Source organism: Streptomyces sp. NPDC030222 (assembly GCF_055573115.1).
On sequence record NZ_JBVICA010000003.1, the window covers coordinates 69,540 to 84,275 of the forward strand.

The window sequence follows — 14,736 nt, forward strand, 5'->3', positions numbered from 1 at the left end:
GCTCGTGACGAGGCCGACGGGAGGTGTGTCATGACCGCATCGCCGGTTTCCCGCGGGCCCGGCGCCACCGCCTGGGCACCCGAGACGGTCACGTCCGACCCGTACAACGCCCAGACCCCGTCGGCCGCGCTGGCCGAGCCGATCACGCCCGTGGGCGCCTTCTTCGTACGCGACCACTTCGGCGTCCCGTGCCCGACCCCCGAGAAGTGGCGGCTGAGGATCGACGGCGCCGTGGCCGCACCGTACGCCGTCGATCTCGGCGAACTGCTCGCGATGCCGCACAGGGAACTCGACACCGTCCTCGAATGCGCGGGCAACGGCCGCAGCCTGATGACCCCGCGGCCGCCGGGACTGGCGTGGGACCAACGGGCCGTCGGCTGCGCCCGCTTCGCGGGGGTGCCGTTCCGTCTCCTCGCCGCACGGGCCCGGACCGGATCCGCCGCCGTCGAGTTCGTCTTCGCCGGAGCCGACTCGGGCATCGTGCACGGGCGGCGGGTGGCCTTCGAGCGCAGCCTTCCCCTCGATGTCGCCCTCCACCCGGACACGCTCCTCGCCACCCGGATGAACGGTGAACCGCTCGCACCCGAGCACGGGGCCCCCGTCCGTCTGGTGGTGCCCGGCCGGTACGCGGTCGCCGACGTGAAGTGGCTGGTCGCGGCGCGGGCGGTGACGGAGCCGTTCACCGGGGTCTTCCAGGCCGAGGAGTACGTCTACGTGGCATCGAGGGGAACCCCCGACGGGCCCGTGACGACCGTGAGGGTCAAGTCGCTCATCACCTCGCCCGGACCGGGCGCCACCGTACGCCTCGGCCAGGAGGGCGTCGTGCGAGGTCGGGCCTGGTCGGGCGGCGGAGTGCCGGTACGGCGGGTCGAGGTGCGGGCCGAGTACCGGGGCGAGGACGCGACCGGCGGTGAGGGCGTCTGGCGGGAGGCGGCACTCGAAGCGCGGACCGGGCCGTACGCGTGGACGGGGTGGACGTTCCGGTGGACGCCGCTGCGCCCGGGCTGTTGCCGGTTGCTCGCGCGCGCGACCGACGGGCACGGCGAGACGCAGCCGGCACACGCACCGTGGAACGCCCGGGGCTACGGCTGCAATCCGGTGGCGTCCGTCGAGGTGGCCGTCGTGTGAGAACCCGCGGGCCGGTCAGGGCCGCGACGGTTCAGGGAGCCCCGGACCAGGACGACGTGACGGGAGGACGCTTCAGGTCGCGCCGGGAAACGCTCCTTCGGCCGGAAGGGTCTCCGGATGGGCCGCCGCCGCGCGGAGCCGGCTCAGGACGCCCCTCCCGGCGCTGAGGTAGGGGGAGTTGTCGTCCAACAGCACCGAGCGGGCATTGGCGGCGTCCAGCAACGCGACGAGCTCGAAGGCGAGTTGCGGGACGTCGACGCCGGGACGGAGACCGCCGGCCGCCCGCGCGTCGTCGAGAGCGCGCTCGACCCGCGCGATCCAGTCGGTGCGCGCCTTGGCGACGGCAACGTGCACGGGGCCCGGCCGTCCGGCGAACCCGGCGGACACCGCGCAGAAGAAGCAGCCGCCGTCGTAAGACGCGCTGTGCTGAGTACACAAGCCAGTTCTCGCAGAGCCGCCGGACCTGGAGCGGTCCGACGGGCAGATCCCGCACCGGCCGCACCACTCGGTCGGCTGACACCGCGGCCGCGGTGCGGACCGTCGCGAGACTGAGCCGACGGTCGGACGGTCCGCCGACGACGTCCGGTGTCCCGGCCGGCAGGTTTGTGCGCCGTGCGGGCTCGCGGGCGTGCCGCACTTTACTGAGACTGGTCGGCCGCGCCGCCGTGCCTGTCGGCAGGGGACGGTGCCAGACTCGTGGAGGCAGGGGGCCGCAGGGTCGTCAATGATTCATTGATCGGACATTGATCACTGCCGGGCACAGTCACGCCCATGTCGATCCACAGCATCACCGACCATGAACTCGCCTGGCAGGAACAGGCCCTGTGCGCCCAGACGGGGCCCGACCTCTTCTTCCCCGAGCCCGGGGGCTCCGCACGTGAGGCCAAGATGCTGTGCGGACTGTGCGAGGGGCGGGCGGCCTGCCTGGAGTACGCCCTCACCCATGACGAGCGGTTCGGCGTCTGGGGCGGGCTCTCGGAGAAGGAGCGCAGGAGTCTGCTCCGCACACGGCGCTGACCCCTCCGGCGGACGCCCGGGCCTCCGGAGCGGTGGATCCTCGAACGGACGGGCGAAACCGGGCGCTAGGATCACGGGCAATGCCCGTGACGTAGCGCAGAGGCAGGCGCACCGCCTTGGCAAGGCGGGTACGCCGGTTCGAATCCGGCCGTCCGGGCAGCCAGAGCGTGACGACGGGGTGACGAGTGCATCCGCCGGGGTTCACCGGCACCGGGACCGGAATGGCGCGTGAGCCGGGACAGCACCGGGACCGGAATGGCGCGTGAGCCGGGACAGCACCGGGACCGGAGCCGGCGCAGTACCGATGCCGGTACCGGCGGCGGGCGTTGTCGCCACGCACAGCACGGCACGGGGGCAGGACGGGGCATGGAGCAGGGGATCACCGAGGACGAACTGGCGGCCTTCGACCGCATGGTCGGCAGACTGCGTGAACTCCCGGCGGACGACCCCGCGCGGCTGCGCGCCGAACAGGTCGCCTCCTCGTTCGCACGGGACGGCCGGGTCAAGCGCCGCAAACTCCGCAGGGGGGAACGGGAGGACGCCGACGCGGCCGTGATGGCCGCCACCGCCACGGGAGCGCTCGACCGCCGTGAGGACGCGCCCCTGCCGTCGCCCTCCACGTCGTCACCTGACATCGCGGGCCGCCTCCTCCGCCCCCGGCGCTGCTACGTGTGCAAGTCCCACTACCACGACGTCGACGCGTTCTACCATATGCTCTGTCCGGGCTGCGCGGCCGACAACACCGCACGCCGGGGGCTGTCCACGGACCTCTCCGGCCGCCGTGTCCTCCTCACCGGGGGCCGGGTGAAGATCGGGTTCCAGCTGGCGCTGATGATGCTCCGTGACGGCGCCGAAGTCCTCGTCACCAGCCGCTTCCCGCAGGACACGCTGCGCCGCTTCCGGGCCGCCGAGGGCAGCGGGGCGTGGCTCCACCGGCTCACCGTCGTCGCCGTCGACCTTCGTGACCCCCGCCAGGTCCTCGGCCTCTGCGAACGGCTCCGGGCAGCCGGCGAACCGCTCGACGTCCTCGTCAACAACGCGGCGCAGACCGTGCGCCGCCCGCCCGAGTCGTACGCACTGCTCGCCGAGAACGAGCGCACGGCGCTGCCCGCAGGACCCGCCGCGGTACTCCACGCACCCGGATACGCCCCCATGGCCGCCCTGGAGCATCCCGCACTGGGGACGAGCGGCGCCCTGGCGCTCGTCCTCGCCGACGCGGGCGGTGACGACGGCACGGGCACCGGCACCGGTTTCGGCACGGGCACCGGTACCGGCATCGGCACCGGCATCGACGAAGCCGGACTGCTGCCGGACACCTCACCGGCCAACTCGTGGTCCGCCCGGATCGGCGCGCTCGATCCCGCCGAACTGCTGGAGACCCAGCTCGTCAACGCCCTGGCGCCCGCCCTGCTCTGCGACCGGCTGCTGCCCCTGCTGCTCGCCTCCCCGCATCCACGCCGCTACATCGTCAACGTGACCGCCGTCGAGGGCCGGTTCGCCGTACGCAACAAGACGTCCGGGCATCCGCACACCAATATGGCCAAGGCCGCGCTCAACATGCTCACCCGCACCAGCGGCCCCGGACTCGCCGACCAGGGCGTGTACATGTGCAGCGTCGACACGGGCTGGATCACCGACGAGAACCCCGCTCCGAAGAAGGCCCGCATCGCGGCACGGGGGTTCCGCACCCCGCTCGACATCGTCGACGGCGCGGCCCGGGTGTACGACCCGATCGTGCGCGGCGAGGCGGGCGCCCCCGTGGCGGGGGTCTTCCTCAAGGACTACCAGGAGGCGGAGTGGTGACCCCCGGGGAACCCTTCGCGGGCGTCCCCGTGGTGGTGCCGCGCGCCATGGACGACCTCGCGCCGCTCCTCGCGTGGCTGCGCGACGGTCGCGGCACCGGACAGCGCCTCGACTTCCCGGCCGGCACCGTCCTGCCCCGACGGGCGGCTCGACCTGTGCAAACAGGCGCTCGGCCCGGACGGCGCCGCGCTGGTCGCCGAAGCACTCCGGCACGGCGGCGGCCGCCGGTGTCGAACTCCTCGACCTCGGAAGGGTACGGGCCGCCGGAACACTCGGCGCCGCCGACGCGGCGACCGCCACCCGCTACGTGCTCGGCGAGGGCATCGCGACCAGCGTGCGGCGCCGCCTCGACGCGCTCAGTGCGCACCTCCCGGCTCCGGCTGAGGCCGCGGATGTCGCCGCGGTCCGCAGCGTGCACCGCACCGCCGCTCCGGCACTCCCGGACCGGTAGGCGCTCAGCGCGGCATCGCCGCGAACGTCTCCACCCAGAACCGCTGGTGCTGCTCGGATGCGCCCACCAGATAGGCCGCCCGCAGCTTCGGCGGCAGCAGCGCGACCAGACGGGCCACCACCTTACGGTGCTTCCGCAGCTGGGACAGCTCGGCGTTCGCGATGATCTGGTGGACGACGTCACTGTCGTCACCGCCCTCGTCCGACTGTTCCGCGGCCCTGCGCAGCCGTGCCTCCCACTGGTCCACCTGCTGCGCCAGCTCCCGCAGACCCGTCACAGGACGGTTCTCCAGACGGTCGATCAGCGCGGTCAGCGGCACCGGGGCGTACTCGCCGTCACCGAGGTACACCGTCCCCATCTCCAGCGGCAGCCCCCGCTGGTGCAGCCTGATCAGCCGCTCGATGGTGCGCTTGCTGATCCAGGCCCGGCCCTCCTCGTCGATGTCGTGCTTCCACCAGTCGAGGACGGTCTCGGCCACCGGACCGTAGGTCTCGATCAGCCACTCGTTCGCCGGGATGTCCTCCGGCTCCACCATCAGCGACACCGTGAAGCGTGACGCCTGGGCGATGTTGTTCCGTGACACCAGCAGCTTGCGGCCCAAGTGGTACGGCGGGTTCTGCACCGCGATCTGGGCACGCAGCCCCTCGATCGGCCGACCTGCCAGCGACCACTCCTGGGTGATCTCCATCAGTTTGGCGAATGCGGCACGGTCCTTGGGCCGGTTGTACTCGTCCCACACGATCGCCTTCGGCTCGGGACCGGTGAACGGCGCGGCCAGCAGCTGTTCCAGGGATCCGTCCGCGGTGGGGATCGGCGCACACAGGTCCTCGACGTTGGTGACGGGCAGCGAGAAGTAGAGGGGATCGCGGCCCAGCCCCTCGCGCAGCTCCTGGCGGACCAGCTCCGTCTTGCCGCAGCCGGGAGGCCCCTGCAACAGCACCGTCCACCGGTTGCGCAGCGCGGCGCGCACGACCTGTCGCACCGGGTCCGGAAGCGTGGTCCGGTTCGGTATCCCAAGGGCCGCCGCGATCCGGTCGAGGACCTCGGCGGTCCGGTCCTGGCCCGGGCTGCCGTCGCCGCGCCGCTCCACGAGCCGCAGCCGCTCGCCGCCCACCAGCGGCAGCCCCCAGCGCAGCGGGAACCCCTCGCGGGCGTTGGCGAGGATGTGCTCCAGCGTGCGGGGCGAGAGCAGTTCGCGCAGGGCCGGGCTGAGCGACGCCCAGACCGAGAACACCCCCGACAGGTCCCAGTCGCGGTGCCGGGCGGCCAGCTTCACCCGCCAGGACGTGTCGTTCGCGGTGATGCGGACGGTGACCATGCGGTCGAGGATCGCCAGATCACTGCGGCGCGCCGCCGTCTCGGCCAGCGACTCGTTGTCCGTCAGGAACACCCCTGTACAGCCGAGCGCCCGCAGATCGTGCTCACCGAGCGTCCAGTTGCAGGCGATCTGCATCAGCTGCGACTGGATCGTCTCACCCGCCTGGAGCGAGTCGTCGATCAGCAGCACGAAGGGCCTGCCGGGCCGCAACTGGCTCATCACCAGCTGCCGCAGCACCAGTTCGCCGCTCTCGGGGTCCCGAACGGGGGCGTTCGCCAGCAGATCGTCCGGGGTCAGGTTCGCGGCCGGGACGAACACCAGCGCAGTGTCCGGATAGGCCTCGGCCACGTGCGAGAAGAACGTGGCCGTCTTCCCGATGCCGTGCTCACCGAAGACCTGGCCCGTCTGCCCCATGTCGATCATCGCGTCGATGAACTGCTCCAGCCGGGACCGGCCCGTCCAGCCCTCCGGAGGCTCCGGATACGTGGCGCTGGGACGCCACTGCCCCTGCTGCTCGGTCATGGTGCTCGCCGTGGTCATCTCGATCCTGTCGTGACCCGATGGCAGGCCATCGGAGGATGGTGGGCGTCCGGCCAGTCGTCGCCGCCCTCGGTGATCAGCCAGATCCACTTGTCCGGCTCTGCGGGGGTGATGTGCGGGGCGTGTCCGTCGGTCAGCACCACGACGGCGTCGGGCCGCTCCTCGAAGTACGCGCCGTCCACCGGGGTGCGGCCCTCGACGTAGTCGGCGACCGCCGCGAAACTGGTGCCGCCCCCGCCGTGGACCCGTTCCCCGGGCCGGAACGGCATCACCACCCCGTCGAACGACAGCCAGTGCGCCTCCACGCCGTCGATCCCGCCGACCAGTTCGGTGAGCCAGTCGACGACGTGCTGAGGCATCGACCCCGAGGTGTCGTAGGCGATGACCAGGACCTTGTCCCGCACCGGCCCGCGCCGCGACAGCATCGGATCGTGTCCCAGCGCCGCGAGCAGCGCTCCCCGCTTCTTCGGGTACACCAGCCGCTCGCCCTCCCGCAGTTTCGAGGCGAGGACGTCCACCAGCCACCGCTGCCACCAGTCGACCCGCCCGGTGCGGGCGGCCCGTCCGCGCAGGGCCCCGGCGCCGAGCCGCCCCCACAGCCGGGAGGTGCGGTCCGTCGCACCGTCCGTACGGTCCATCAGGTCCAGCAGTTCGCTCTCCGCGCCCGGGTGGCCCCGCCGCGCCGCCAGCAGCGTGTTGAGCAGTACGGACGACACCGTCGCGTCGACCGTCTCCTGGTCGGCCGGTACCGCCGTGCCGGTGAGGTGCACGCAGACGGGCCGCGGCACGGGAGGGTCCTTCATCCGTTTCAGCTCGCCGTAGACCGACATGTCGGTGGCCACGAACTCCCGGTAGTCCACCGGTTCCAGGCCCTGGACCCGCAGGTCCTCCGCGTACGCCTCATGGATCCGCCGGGGGTCGACGCCCGTCGGCTCACCGTCGAGCAGCGGCAGCGTCTCCCGGCCGAGCCGGACCAGGGCCACATGATTGATGGACACCTCCGCCGCCACGGTGAACACCGGGTCGGCTCGGAGCTCCGGTTCGGCGAACAGATGCCGGTGGACCAGATGCCGCGCCTCGTGGAACAGGACGAACTTCACGCCGTCCAAGCCGAGTCCCACGAAGAAGTCCGGGTTGTAGAGCAGCAGACACGTCCCGTCGCCGCTCGCCACGACGGCAGCGGTGGCGACGGCCGTGGTCGCGATCTGATGACGGCACTTGGAGTACAGCCACGAAGCCACGGCGGATTCGGTCAGCGCGAAGTCCAGCAGCGCCGCTTCCTTGAGCCGGCGCGCCTCCGCGACGACCACCCCGTCGGCCGGCCGCCACTGCTCCAGCGCCTTTCGGTCCGCCAGATCTACCACATGTGTGCGCGTAGCCGTCTCGCCGTACGCCATGGCTCCCCCCTTGTGCTGCACTCATTGGTATCAGGGACCACTGACAAGGGCGCGGCCGCCAGGGAGCCCTGGCGGGGCCGGTCCACTGCCTGAGGGGGGCCGGTCCCTGCCTGACGGGGCCGGGCCAATGCGCTTCCTCAGCCGATGGTGACGACCCGCGCCCAGGGCGGCGGGGCGTCCGGGACGTACGAGGGGTCCTCCTCGTTCACGACGAGGGCGTGCCGGGGGAAGAGACCCACGACGGTGCGGCAGGGCGGCTGGGCGGAGGGCCACGGTGTCTGACCGTCCGTCAGGGCGACGATCACGTCCGGGCGGGGTCGGGATCGGAGCGCCAGGGCGAAACCGGAGCGCAGATCCGTACCCCCGCCGCCGACCAGCTCGATGTTCTCGGCCCGGCAGAGCGGGACGGCGACCCCGGCCGCCGCGTCGCACGAGATCACCGAGACCAGGTCGCGCCGCCCGCCCACCGCCCGTGAGATCGCCGCCACCTCCAGCAGCGCGCTGCCCAGCTCGGCGTCACTCACCGACCCGGAGGTGTCGATCACGACGCAGACCCGGGGCGGAGTACGGCGCAGGCTCGGCAACAGCACCCCGGGGACACCGGCCGAGCGCCGGGACGGACGCCGGTAGCTGTGGTTCTCGCCCACCCCCGGCGCGCCGGCCGCCGAGCGGACCGCCGCCCCCAGCAACTGCCGCCACGGCTGCGGCGGATGGAACGCCTCGTCCGCCCATCGGCGCCACCCCTCCGGAGCATCCCCCGGCCGACCCTTGATCCCCTCCGCGACCCGGAAGCGGACCGCGTCCCCCTGCTGCCTGCTCAGCCCGTGCGCCCCGTCGGGCCCCAGCTCCCACGGCCGGTCGTGTCCATCGGCACCGCTGCCGCAGTCCAGCCAGGCCAGGTCCGAGGTGAGCCCGGACAGCGACGCCGTCCGTAGGTACTCCTCCATCAGCAGCCCGGCGTCCAGCCGCAGCATCGACGGCACCACGGCCCCGGCAGGCCGGGGCAGCCCGTCGCCGTAGATGTCGTCGTTGATCTCGAAGTCGGCGGCGATGTTGCGCCGCAGCCTCCCCAGGCCTTCGGTCCGGGGGACGCCCGTCCCGCTTCGCTCGCCCGGCCCGTGCTCCCCGTGCTCCCGCGCATACCGCTCGCCCCGTCCGTGGTGGTCCCGGAGCAGATGGGAAACCTCGTGCACCCATACGCCCGCCAGCTCCTCCACCGGGGTGGCCGCCACGAAGGCGGGGGAGACGTAGCAGCGCCAGTGCGCGTCCACCGCCATCGTCGGCACCGACCGGTCCTCCACCACGTGCAGCGCGAAGAGCGCGGCGGCCAGGTAGGGGCGGACCTTCACCGCGTGCAGTCGGGCGGCCAGCAACTTCTCCGTGTCCAGCGGGAGTCCGGGCCGGCCGTCCGAGCCGCCGGAACCGGCGGGAGGACCCGGCACGGCGGCCCGTACCGGGCGCGGCGGCGCGGGCCGGGACATGGGCCGCGGCAGCGGGTGCGGCCCCGGGCGCTTCGTGGCCCCGGTCATCGGCGTGCCGCCGACGCACGCCCGGCGGCCGCGGCGGCGGCCCTCCCCACCGACCGGTCCGCCCGCCGGGCGAGACCGATCACCCCGGCCAGCCGCTCCACGGCCGTCGGCACCTCCCAGTCGTCGCGCCGCAGCCCGGCCAGCGCCTGCGCCGGGGCGACCACCAGGTCCGGGGGCCCGGTCTCCAGCGCCCTGACCAGCACCGCCCATCCCGCCTCCCAGCGATCCCGCTCGGGCCGTGCCCCGACGGCGGCCACCACCGCCTCCAGCGCGGCCTGACGCAGATCGCCCCGCACCGGCAGCTCCGCGCAAGGCGGGTCGGCGAGCAGCGACTCGGGGTCCGGCAGGTCCATCCGGTCCAGATGGGCGAGGAGTTCGAGCCCCGGCCCGTCCCCCACCGCACCCCGCACCAGCAGCGCCAGCACCTCCCGCGAGACGGAGGCCGCCGTGCCGAAGGCCAGCAGGGTCATCGCGGCCTCCCAGCTCCGGGGCGAGGGCCAGGCGCCGCCGCGCCGTGTCTCGGTGCTCGGCAACCGGTGGATCAGCGTCGGCCGGGCTTCAAGGAAGCCGCAGACCGCTCGTCGGGCGAAAGCCACCGCCTCCGGCAGCCGCTCCGGCGCCAGCCGGGGCAGCTCCGCCCGGGGCCAGACCCCGCCCAGTCCGCGCACCACCACCTCCCGGTCGTGCACCCAGTACAGATGGACGAACCGGTTGGCCAGCGGAGGGCTCAGTTCCCACCCGTCCGCCGCCGAGGCACGAGGATTGGCGGCGGCCACGATCCGCACCCCGGGCGGCAGTTGCAGCGCACCGACCTTCCGCTCCAGGACGACCCGGAGCAGGGCGGCCTGGACGGCCGGGGTGGCGGTGGAGAGTTCGTCCAGGAAGAGCAGCCCCCGCCCGGTCCGCGCGAGCTCCAGGGCCCACTGCGGCGGCGCCATCGGCACCCCCTGCACCGCCGGGTCGTCGCCGACGACGGGCAGGCCGGAGAAGTCCGTCGGCTCGTGGACGCTGGCGATGACCGTCGTCAGCGGCAGGTCGAGGGAGGTGGCGAGCTGCGTCAGGGCCGCGGTCTTGCCGATGCCCGGCTCGCCCCAGAGCAGCACGGGAAGGTCCGCCGCGACGGCCAGGGTGAGCGCTTCGAGCTGCTCGTCGGGACGCGATTCGGTGGTGGTCGTCCGGAGGAGGGTCAGGAGGTCGTCCGTGAGGGCGAGTTGGGTGACGGTTCCGGATGCGCGGGCGGGGGTGGGTGCGGGCGTGCCAGCGGCCGGGGCCGGGGCGGGCAGAAGTGTGCTGGAAGTCATGGGCATCACCTGGGGTGGGATGGGGGAACGGGGCACGGCCCGTCCCGGATGTGAGTGGGCTTGCGACGCGGAACGCACGTGCGCGCACAGGACTTGGGCGAAGGGGTCTTCGCGCGGCCGGATGGTCGGTCAGCCGGCCGGATGGTCCGGACGTCGCCCGGTCGGTACGTCGGCTGGTCCGGAAGCCGGCTGGTCGGTACGTCGGCTGGTCCGGAAGCCGGCTGGTCGGTACGTCGCCCGGTCGTACGTCGGATGGTCGGTACGTCGGCTGGTCTGGACGTCGGCTGGTCGGTACGCCGGCTGGTCTGGACGTCGCCCGGTCGGTATGTCGGATGGTCTGGACGTCGCCCGGTCGGTACACCGGATGGTCCGGACGCCGGCTGGTCTGGGCGTCGCCCGGTCAGTACGTCACGCCGGTGCGGGGCCGGCCCCGGCTGTTCCGTTTGCGGCGCATCGCGAGAGGCGTACGGCGGTCGAGCCGGGGACGGTGGCCCGCCTCCGCGTGCTGCGAGCCCGGGGCGTTCCCGCCCGCTTCCGCACCGGCACCGGGGTGCACGTCGACCAGCCCCGAACGGAAGAGGCCTTGGTCGATGCGGCGGGCCGCGGCCGACTCCAGCTCCTCGCGGAGCGGCCCGTCGCGCAGGACCGCACCGGGACCGAGCAGGCCCTCGACCGCGGCGAGAGCCCCGGTGACGTCACCGTGCCGGAGCCGCTCCCGGACCGCGGGCAAGGCCTCCGGGCTGCGGTGCACCGCGTCGATCGCCCGCAGGCAGGGCAGCGCAGGACCGCCGAGTGCCACCAGCAGTTCCTCCCGGCGCAGTTGGGCCGGGTCGTGATCGATCGCCGTCAGCGTCCCCTTCCGCAGCGCGATCCGGTGGACCTCGCCCCGGCACTCCACGCGGTGCGGATCGCCGGGCTCGGGCTCGGGGTCGGGACCGGCCGCCGACGCCGAGCCGGACACCGCCAGTGCCGCGGCGACGAGCGGATGCAGCCGATCCGCGGCGACCAGCCCGGCCCGCAGCAGCTCCAGATCCGGAAGGACCCGAGCCGCCGCCTCCGGCAGCACCGGAAGCGCCGCGACCTCCTGCGGCGGCAGTCCCTCCCGCAGTGGCCGGAAGACCGGGGCATGGCTGTCGTCGGGGGCGAGGAGTTCGAGCACGGCGCGGCTCCGGGCACCGAGCCGTACGGTGAAGGCCCCCCGAGGGCGCCCCTCGGCCCGCAACAGCAACTCCGCCTCGGCGGCCCACCGTCCCCACGCCCACGAACCATCGTGCACAGTGGTCCGATCCGGCCGATCCGGAAGGACCGGATGCTCCGGCAGGACTGGCCGGCCGGGTGTGTGAGGTGGGTCGGACGGCGCCATGGACGGTGTCCCGTCCGCACCGCACCGCCGTGCCAGTTCGCTGCTCCGTCCGAAGTCCCAGAGGTGCCGGTGCAGGTCGAGCCGGAATCGCCGGTCGGGGTGCGGGTGCGGATGGTGCCCGGGGGCGTCGTTCCCGGCCTCGTCCCACAGGGCCAGGGACATCCGCTGTCCGGCGTCCGCCCGGGCCGGCGGTGTCCGCACCACGAGTTGCAGCGGATTGGCGCCGGAACTCGGGTAACGAGCCAGGCTGATGGTGAGACCCGGCCTGAGCCGCCCGTCGGGGGCGATCCGGGGCATGTGCCAGCGGAGCAGATCCGGCGCCAGCCTGCGCAGATCCACTCTGACGCGGGTGGCGAGATCGATGCCGTGGCGGTTGCGCACGGCGCGCAGATCGAGATCGACGTCGATCCGGGCGGCGGCGCAGGCCCCAGCCCAGTCACCGACCGCACGCCGTGCGGTCGCGGTCTCGATCATGGACGGTGGCACGGCGTACTCGCGCACGCGCTGCCACATCAGCAAGCGGGACGGAATCGTGTTCGCGAAGTGATGTGCCATCAGCACTCACCTTGCGCGGACGATTCCCCCAATCCGTTTGAGGTGAAGTTCATCATCCCCGGCATCATAAGCAGCACCACGATGATCTGTCAGTCTCGTTCGGCCTCCCACCGAAGACCCGTTGCGGGAGGACCGCGGCCACCCACCCGGCCGGGCCACCCGCCGCGGGCGTCTTCTCCGGCCCGCCGAACCGAACGAAACCGCCTAGGATGCTCCGCAAGGGCGGGGTCGTAGCGCAGAGGCAGACGCGCCGGTCTCCAGAACCGGAACACGCTGGTTCGATCCCAGCCGCCCCGCCCCCCCCCCAGCGCATCGCCCACGCCGGACGGTGCCGCCCGGTCAGGCGACCGCGCCCGCCGTGATGAGGAGTTCGGGCACGGTGCCGGCGAACGTGGGCAGCAGCCGGCCGGTCACGGCCCATGCCTCGATGTTGTCGCCCAGCCGTTCCCGTACGAGGGGTTCCAGTACTTCCCCGGCTTGGGGGAGGCGCTGCGGAAACGCCCAGCGGCCCATGTCGAGCACGGCCAGTACGTCCCGTGCGGGGCGCCAGTCCTGCACGTACTCGGCGGGACCGTCGACGATCCCCGCCTGCCGCATCCGATGGGCGAAGGAGGGGTGGTCGCTGAACCGTTCGCGCAGCGCCTTCGGGCAGTCGATGCGGAGGGACAGCGCCCAGCGTGCGTATCCGGGCAGCGGATCCACGGCGTCGGCGGCGGCGACCGCAGGCCAGTCCGCCCGGTGGACGCGGGCGGCCGCGCTGCGGGCGCGTTTCATGCCGGTGGCGCGGCGCAGGGCGGCGACCAGTCCGTCCGGGCCGAGCGGTGGCTCCGTCGGCGGCGGGAAGGCCGCCACCGCCCCGCGCACGAGCAGCGGCCCCTTCGTCCCCGGGCCGAACGGCTCCCCGCGGGCGATCGCGCGCCGCACGGCCGAGCCCGCGTCGCTGTGCAGGTACACGATCTCGTTGATCGCGGGATCGTCGTGTTCCAGCATCCAGAGGGCGACGGACGCCGGTGCGACGGACAGCTGCGGTCCGGCGGCGTACCGGGACGGCGTCACGGCGGGCCGTGGCTCCTCGACGCCCAGGCGCTCCCGCACCGCCCGCGCCACGTCCTCGTCGGTGTGGCCGAGCAGGACGTTCAGGCCCGGGTCCGTGCTCCGGTCGTGCTGCATCGCCGCCCCCGTCCGCTGCCGGCCGATGTACCGGCCTCGTCGGCCGATGTCGCAGCCGATCATGCCACCCGCCGGGGACGGGCACCCCGCGGGGCCGGGAGCGTGCCCGGCCCGACGGGCCGGTCAGGCCGTGCGGCGGGCCGCCATCCGGGCCTTCCGTGCGGCCAGGCGCTCGTCGAACTTGCGCGCTTCGGAGTCGAGACCGTCCATGTACAGGCCGAGTTCCTCCTGCGCCCGCCGGCCCTCCGGCCCCAGTCCGTCGATCTCCATCACCTTGAGGAAGCGGAGCACCGGCTCCAGGACGTCGTCGTGGTGGATGCGCAGGTTGTAGACCTCGCCGATGGCCATCTGTGCGGCGGCCCGCTCGAAGCCGGGGATCCCGTGGCCGGGCATCCGGAAGTCGACGACGACGTCCCGTACGGCCTGCATGGTGAGGTCGGGTGCGATCTCGAAGGCCGCGCGCAGGAGGTTGCGGTAGAAGACCATGTGCAGGTTCTCGTCGGTCGCGATCCGGGCCAGCATCCGGTCGCAGACGGGATCGCCGGACTGGTGGCCCGTGTTGCGGTGCGAGATGCGGGTGGCGAGCTCCTGGAACGACACATACGCGACGGAGTGCAGCATCGAGTGGCGGTTGTCCGACTCGAAGCCCTCCGACATGTGTGCCATCCGGAACTGCTCCAGCTTGTCCGGGTCCACGGCGCGGGAGGCGAGCAGGTAGTCGCGCATCACGATGCCGTGCCGGCCCTCCTCGGCGGTCCAGCGGTGCACCCACGTGCCCCAGGCGCCGTCGCGGCCGAAAAGCGTCGCTATCTCGTGGTGGTAGCTCGGAAGGTTGTCCTCGGTCAGCAGATTGACCACGAGGGCGATCCGGCCGATGTCGGTGACCTTCGACTGCTCCGGCTGCCAGGCCTCGCCGTCCTCGAACACACCGGGGAAGTTGCGCCCGTCCGACCACGGCACGTACTCGTGCGGCATCCAGTCCTTGGCGACCTTGAGATGGCGGTTGAGCTCCTGCTCCACCACCTCTTCCAGCGCGTACAGCAGCCGGGCGTCCGTCCACCCGTCCGGGCTGCCGAGGTGGGGAGAGGTGAGGGTCACGGGTGCTCCTGGAAACGCGGAAGTACCTACGGGCTCGTAGGTTACGAGACCGTAGGTTAAGGCGGG

At 73.0% G+C, this 14,736-nt stretch carries 12 protein-coding genes and 2 tRNA genes; 6 read left to right on the forward strand and 8 right to left on the reverse strand.

The window, feature by feature from the left end; all coding sequences use genetic code 11:
• Window positions 1-30: 30 nt before the first annotated feature.
• The gene (locus tag ACZ4Z5_RS05105) at window positions 31-1,128 is read left to right on the forward strand and encodes a molybdopterin-dependent oxidoreductase (protein WP_468256818.1); all 1,098 of its coding nucleotides are present in this window, start codon (window positions 31-33) and stop codon (window positions 1,126-1,128) included.
• Window positions 1,129-1,200: 72 nt separating this feature from the next.
• Here the strand turns inward: ACZ4Z5_RS05105 and ACZ4Z5_RS05110 are convergent, their stop codons facing one another.
• Window positions 1,201-1,566 (reverse strand): TetR family transcriptional regulator C-terminal domain-containing protein, encoded by a 366-nt coding sequence (locus ACZ4Z5_RS05110; RefSeq protein WP_468256820.1) that lies wholly within the window; start codon window positions 1,564-1,566, stop codon window positions 1,201-1,203.
• A gap of 333 nt (window positions 1,567-1,899) precedes the next feature.
• Here ACZ4Z5_RS05110 and ACZ4Z5_RS05115 point away from each other — a divergent pair, with 333 nt between their 5' ends.
• From ACZ4Z5_RS05115 to ACZ4Z5_RS05130, 4 genes are all read left to right on the forward strand, one after another.
• Window positions 1,900-2,145 (forward strand): WhiB family transcriptional regulator, encoded by a 246-nt coding sequence (locus ACZ4Z5_RS05115; protein ID WP_468256822.1) that lies wholly within the window; start codon window positions 1,900-1,902, stop codon window positions 2,143-2,145.
• 84 nt (window positions 2,146-2,229) lie between these two features.
• Window positions 2,230-2,302, forward strand: a tRNA-Ala gene (locus ACZ4Z5_RS05120).
• Between the two features lie 209 nt (window positions 2,303-2,511).
• A complete protein-coding gene (locus tag ACZ4Z5_RS05125) occupies window positions 2,512-3,948 on the forward strand; it encodes an SDR family NAD(P)-dependent oxidoreductase (protein ID WP_468256824.1) in 1,437 nt (478 codons plus the stop codon).
• 73 nt (window positions 3,949-4,021) lie between these two features.
• Window positions 4,022-4,399: a hypothetical protein gene (locus ACZ4Z5_RS05130; RefSeq protein WP_468256827.1), complete on the forward strand. Its 378-nt coding sequence runs from the start codon at window positions 4,022-4,024 to the stop codon at window positions 4,397-4,399.
• A gap of 4 nt (window positions 4,400-4,403) precedes the next feature.
• Here ACZ4Z5_RS05130 and ACZ4Z5_RS05135 read toward each other — a convergent pair whose 3' ends face one another.
• The 5 genes from ACZ4Z5_RS05135 to ACZ4Z5_RS05155 form a co-directional block, all read right to left on the reverse strand.
• Entirely contained in the window at window positions 4,404-6,257 is a 1,854-nt protein-coding gene (locus tag ACZ4Z5_RS05135) for an AAA family ATPase (protein ID WP_468256829.1), read from the reverse strand.
• A complete protein-coding gene (locus ACZ4Z5_RS05140) occupies window positions 6,254-7,654 on the reverse strand; it encodes a DUF2201 family putative metallopeptidase (RefSeq protein ID WP_468256831.1) in 1,401 nt (466 codons plus the stop codon). The genes ACZ4Z5_RS05135 and ACZ4Z5_RS05140 overlap by 4 nt, the downstream gene beginning before the upstream one ends.
• Before the next feature lie 137 nt (window positions 7,655-7,791).
• Window positions 7,792-9,135 (reverse strand): vWA domain-containing protein, encoded by a 1,344-nt coding sequence (locus ACZ4Z5_RS05145; RefSeq protein ID WP_468256833.1) that lies wholly within the window; start codon window positions 9,133-9,135, stop codon window positions 7,792-7,794.
• Window positions 9,136-9,179: 44 nt separating this feature from the next.
• Entirely contained in the window at window positions 9,180-10,484 is a 1,305-nt protein-coding gene (locus ACZ4Z5_RS05150; protein ID WP_468256835.1) for an AAA family ATPase, read from the reverse strand.
• A 400-nt stretch (window positions 10,485-10,884) separates the two neighbouring features.
• Entirely contained in the window at window positions 10,885-12,402 is a 1,518-nt protein-coding gene (locus tag ACZ4Z5_RS05155) for a hypothetical protein (protein WP_468256837.1), read from the reverse strand.
• Window positions 12,403-12,624: 222 nt separating this feature from the next.
• Between ACZ4Z5_RS05155 and ACZ4Z5_RS05160 the strand changes: the two genes are divergently transcribed.
• Window positions 12,625-12,700 (forward strand) — tRNA-Trp (locus ACZ4Z5_RS05160).
• Between the two features lie 41 nt (window positions 12,701-12,741).
• Here the strand turns inward: ACZ4Z5_RS05160 and ACZ4Z5_RS05165 are convergent.
• Together ACZ4Z5_RS05165 and ACZ4Z5_RS05170 are read right to left on the reverse strand one after the other, a co-directional pair.
• Window positions 12,742-13,635, reverse strand: a complete 894-nt coding sequence (locus ACZ4Z5_RS05165) for a hypothetical protein (RefSeq protein ID WP_468256840.1) — start codon at window positions 13,633-13,635, stop codon at window positions 12,742-12,744.
• Between the two features lie 60 nt (window positions 13,636-13,695).
• Window positions 13,696-14,670, reverse strand: a complete 975-nt coding sequence (locus tag ACZ4Z5_RS05170) for an acyl-ACP desaturase (protein ID WP_468256843.1) — start codon at window positions 14,668-14,670, stop codon at window positions 13,696-13,698.
• Window positions 14,671-14,736 lie beyond the last annotated feature (66 nt).

Coding starts and splice junctions, on each gene's coding strand:
- ACZ4Z5_RS05105 (WP_468256818.1), top strand. CDS start 31: ATGACCGCATCGCCGGTTTCCCGCGGGCCCGGCGCCACCGCCTGGGCA.
- ACZ4Z5_RS05115 (WP_468256822.1), top strand. CDS start 1,900: ATGTCGATCCACAGCATCACCGACCATGAACTCGCCTGGCAGGAACAG.
- ACZ4Z5_RS05125 (WP_468256824.1), top strand. CDS start 2,512: ATGGAGCAGGGGATCACCGAGGACGAACTGGCGGCCTTCGACCGCATG.
- ACZ4Z5_RS05135 (WP_468256829.1), bottom strand. CDS start 6,257: ATGACCACGGCGAGCACCATGACCGAGCAGCAGGGGCAGTGGCGTCCC.
- ACZ4Z5_RS05140 (WP_468256831.1), bottom strand. CDS start 7,654: ATGGCGTACGGCGAGACGGCTACGCGCACACATGTGGTAGATCTGGCG.
- ACZ4Z5_RS05145 (WP_468256833.1), bottom strand. CDS start 9,135: ATGTCCCGGCCCGCGCCGCCGCGCCCGGTACGGGCCGCCGTGCCGGGT.
- ACZ4Z5_RS05150 (WP_468256835.1), bottom strand. CDS start 10,484: ATGACTTCCAGCACACTTCTGCCCGCCCCGGCCCCGGCCGCTGGCACG.
- ACZ4Z5_RS05155 (WP_468256837.1), bottom strand. CDS start 12,402: ATGGCACATCACTTCGCGAACACGATTCCGTCCCGCTTGCTGATGTGG.
- ACZ4Z5_RS05165 (WP_468256840.1), bottom strand. CDS start 13,635: ATGATCGGCTGCGACATCGGCCGACGAGGCCGGTACATCGGCCGGCAG.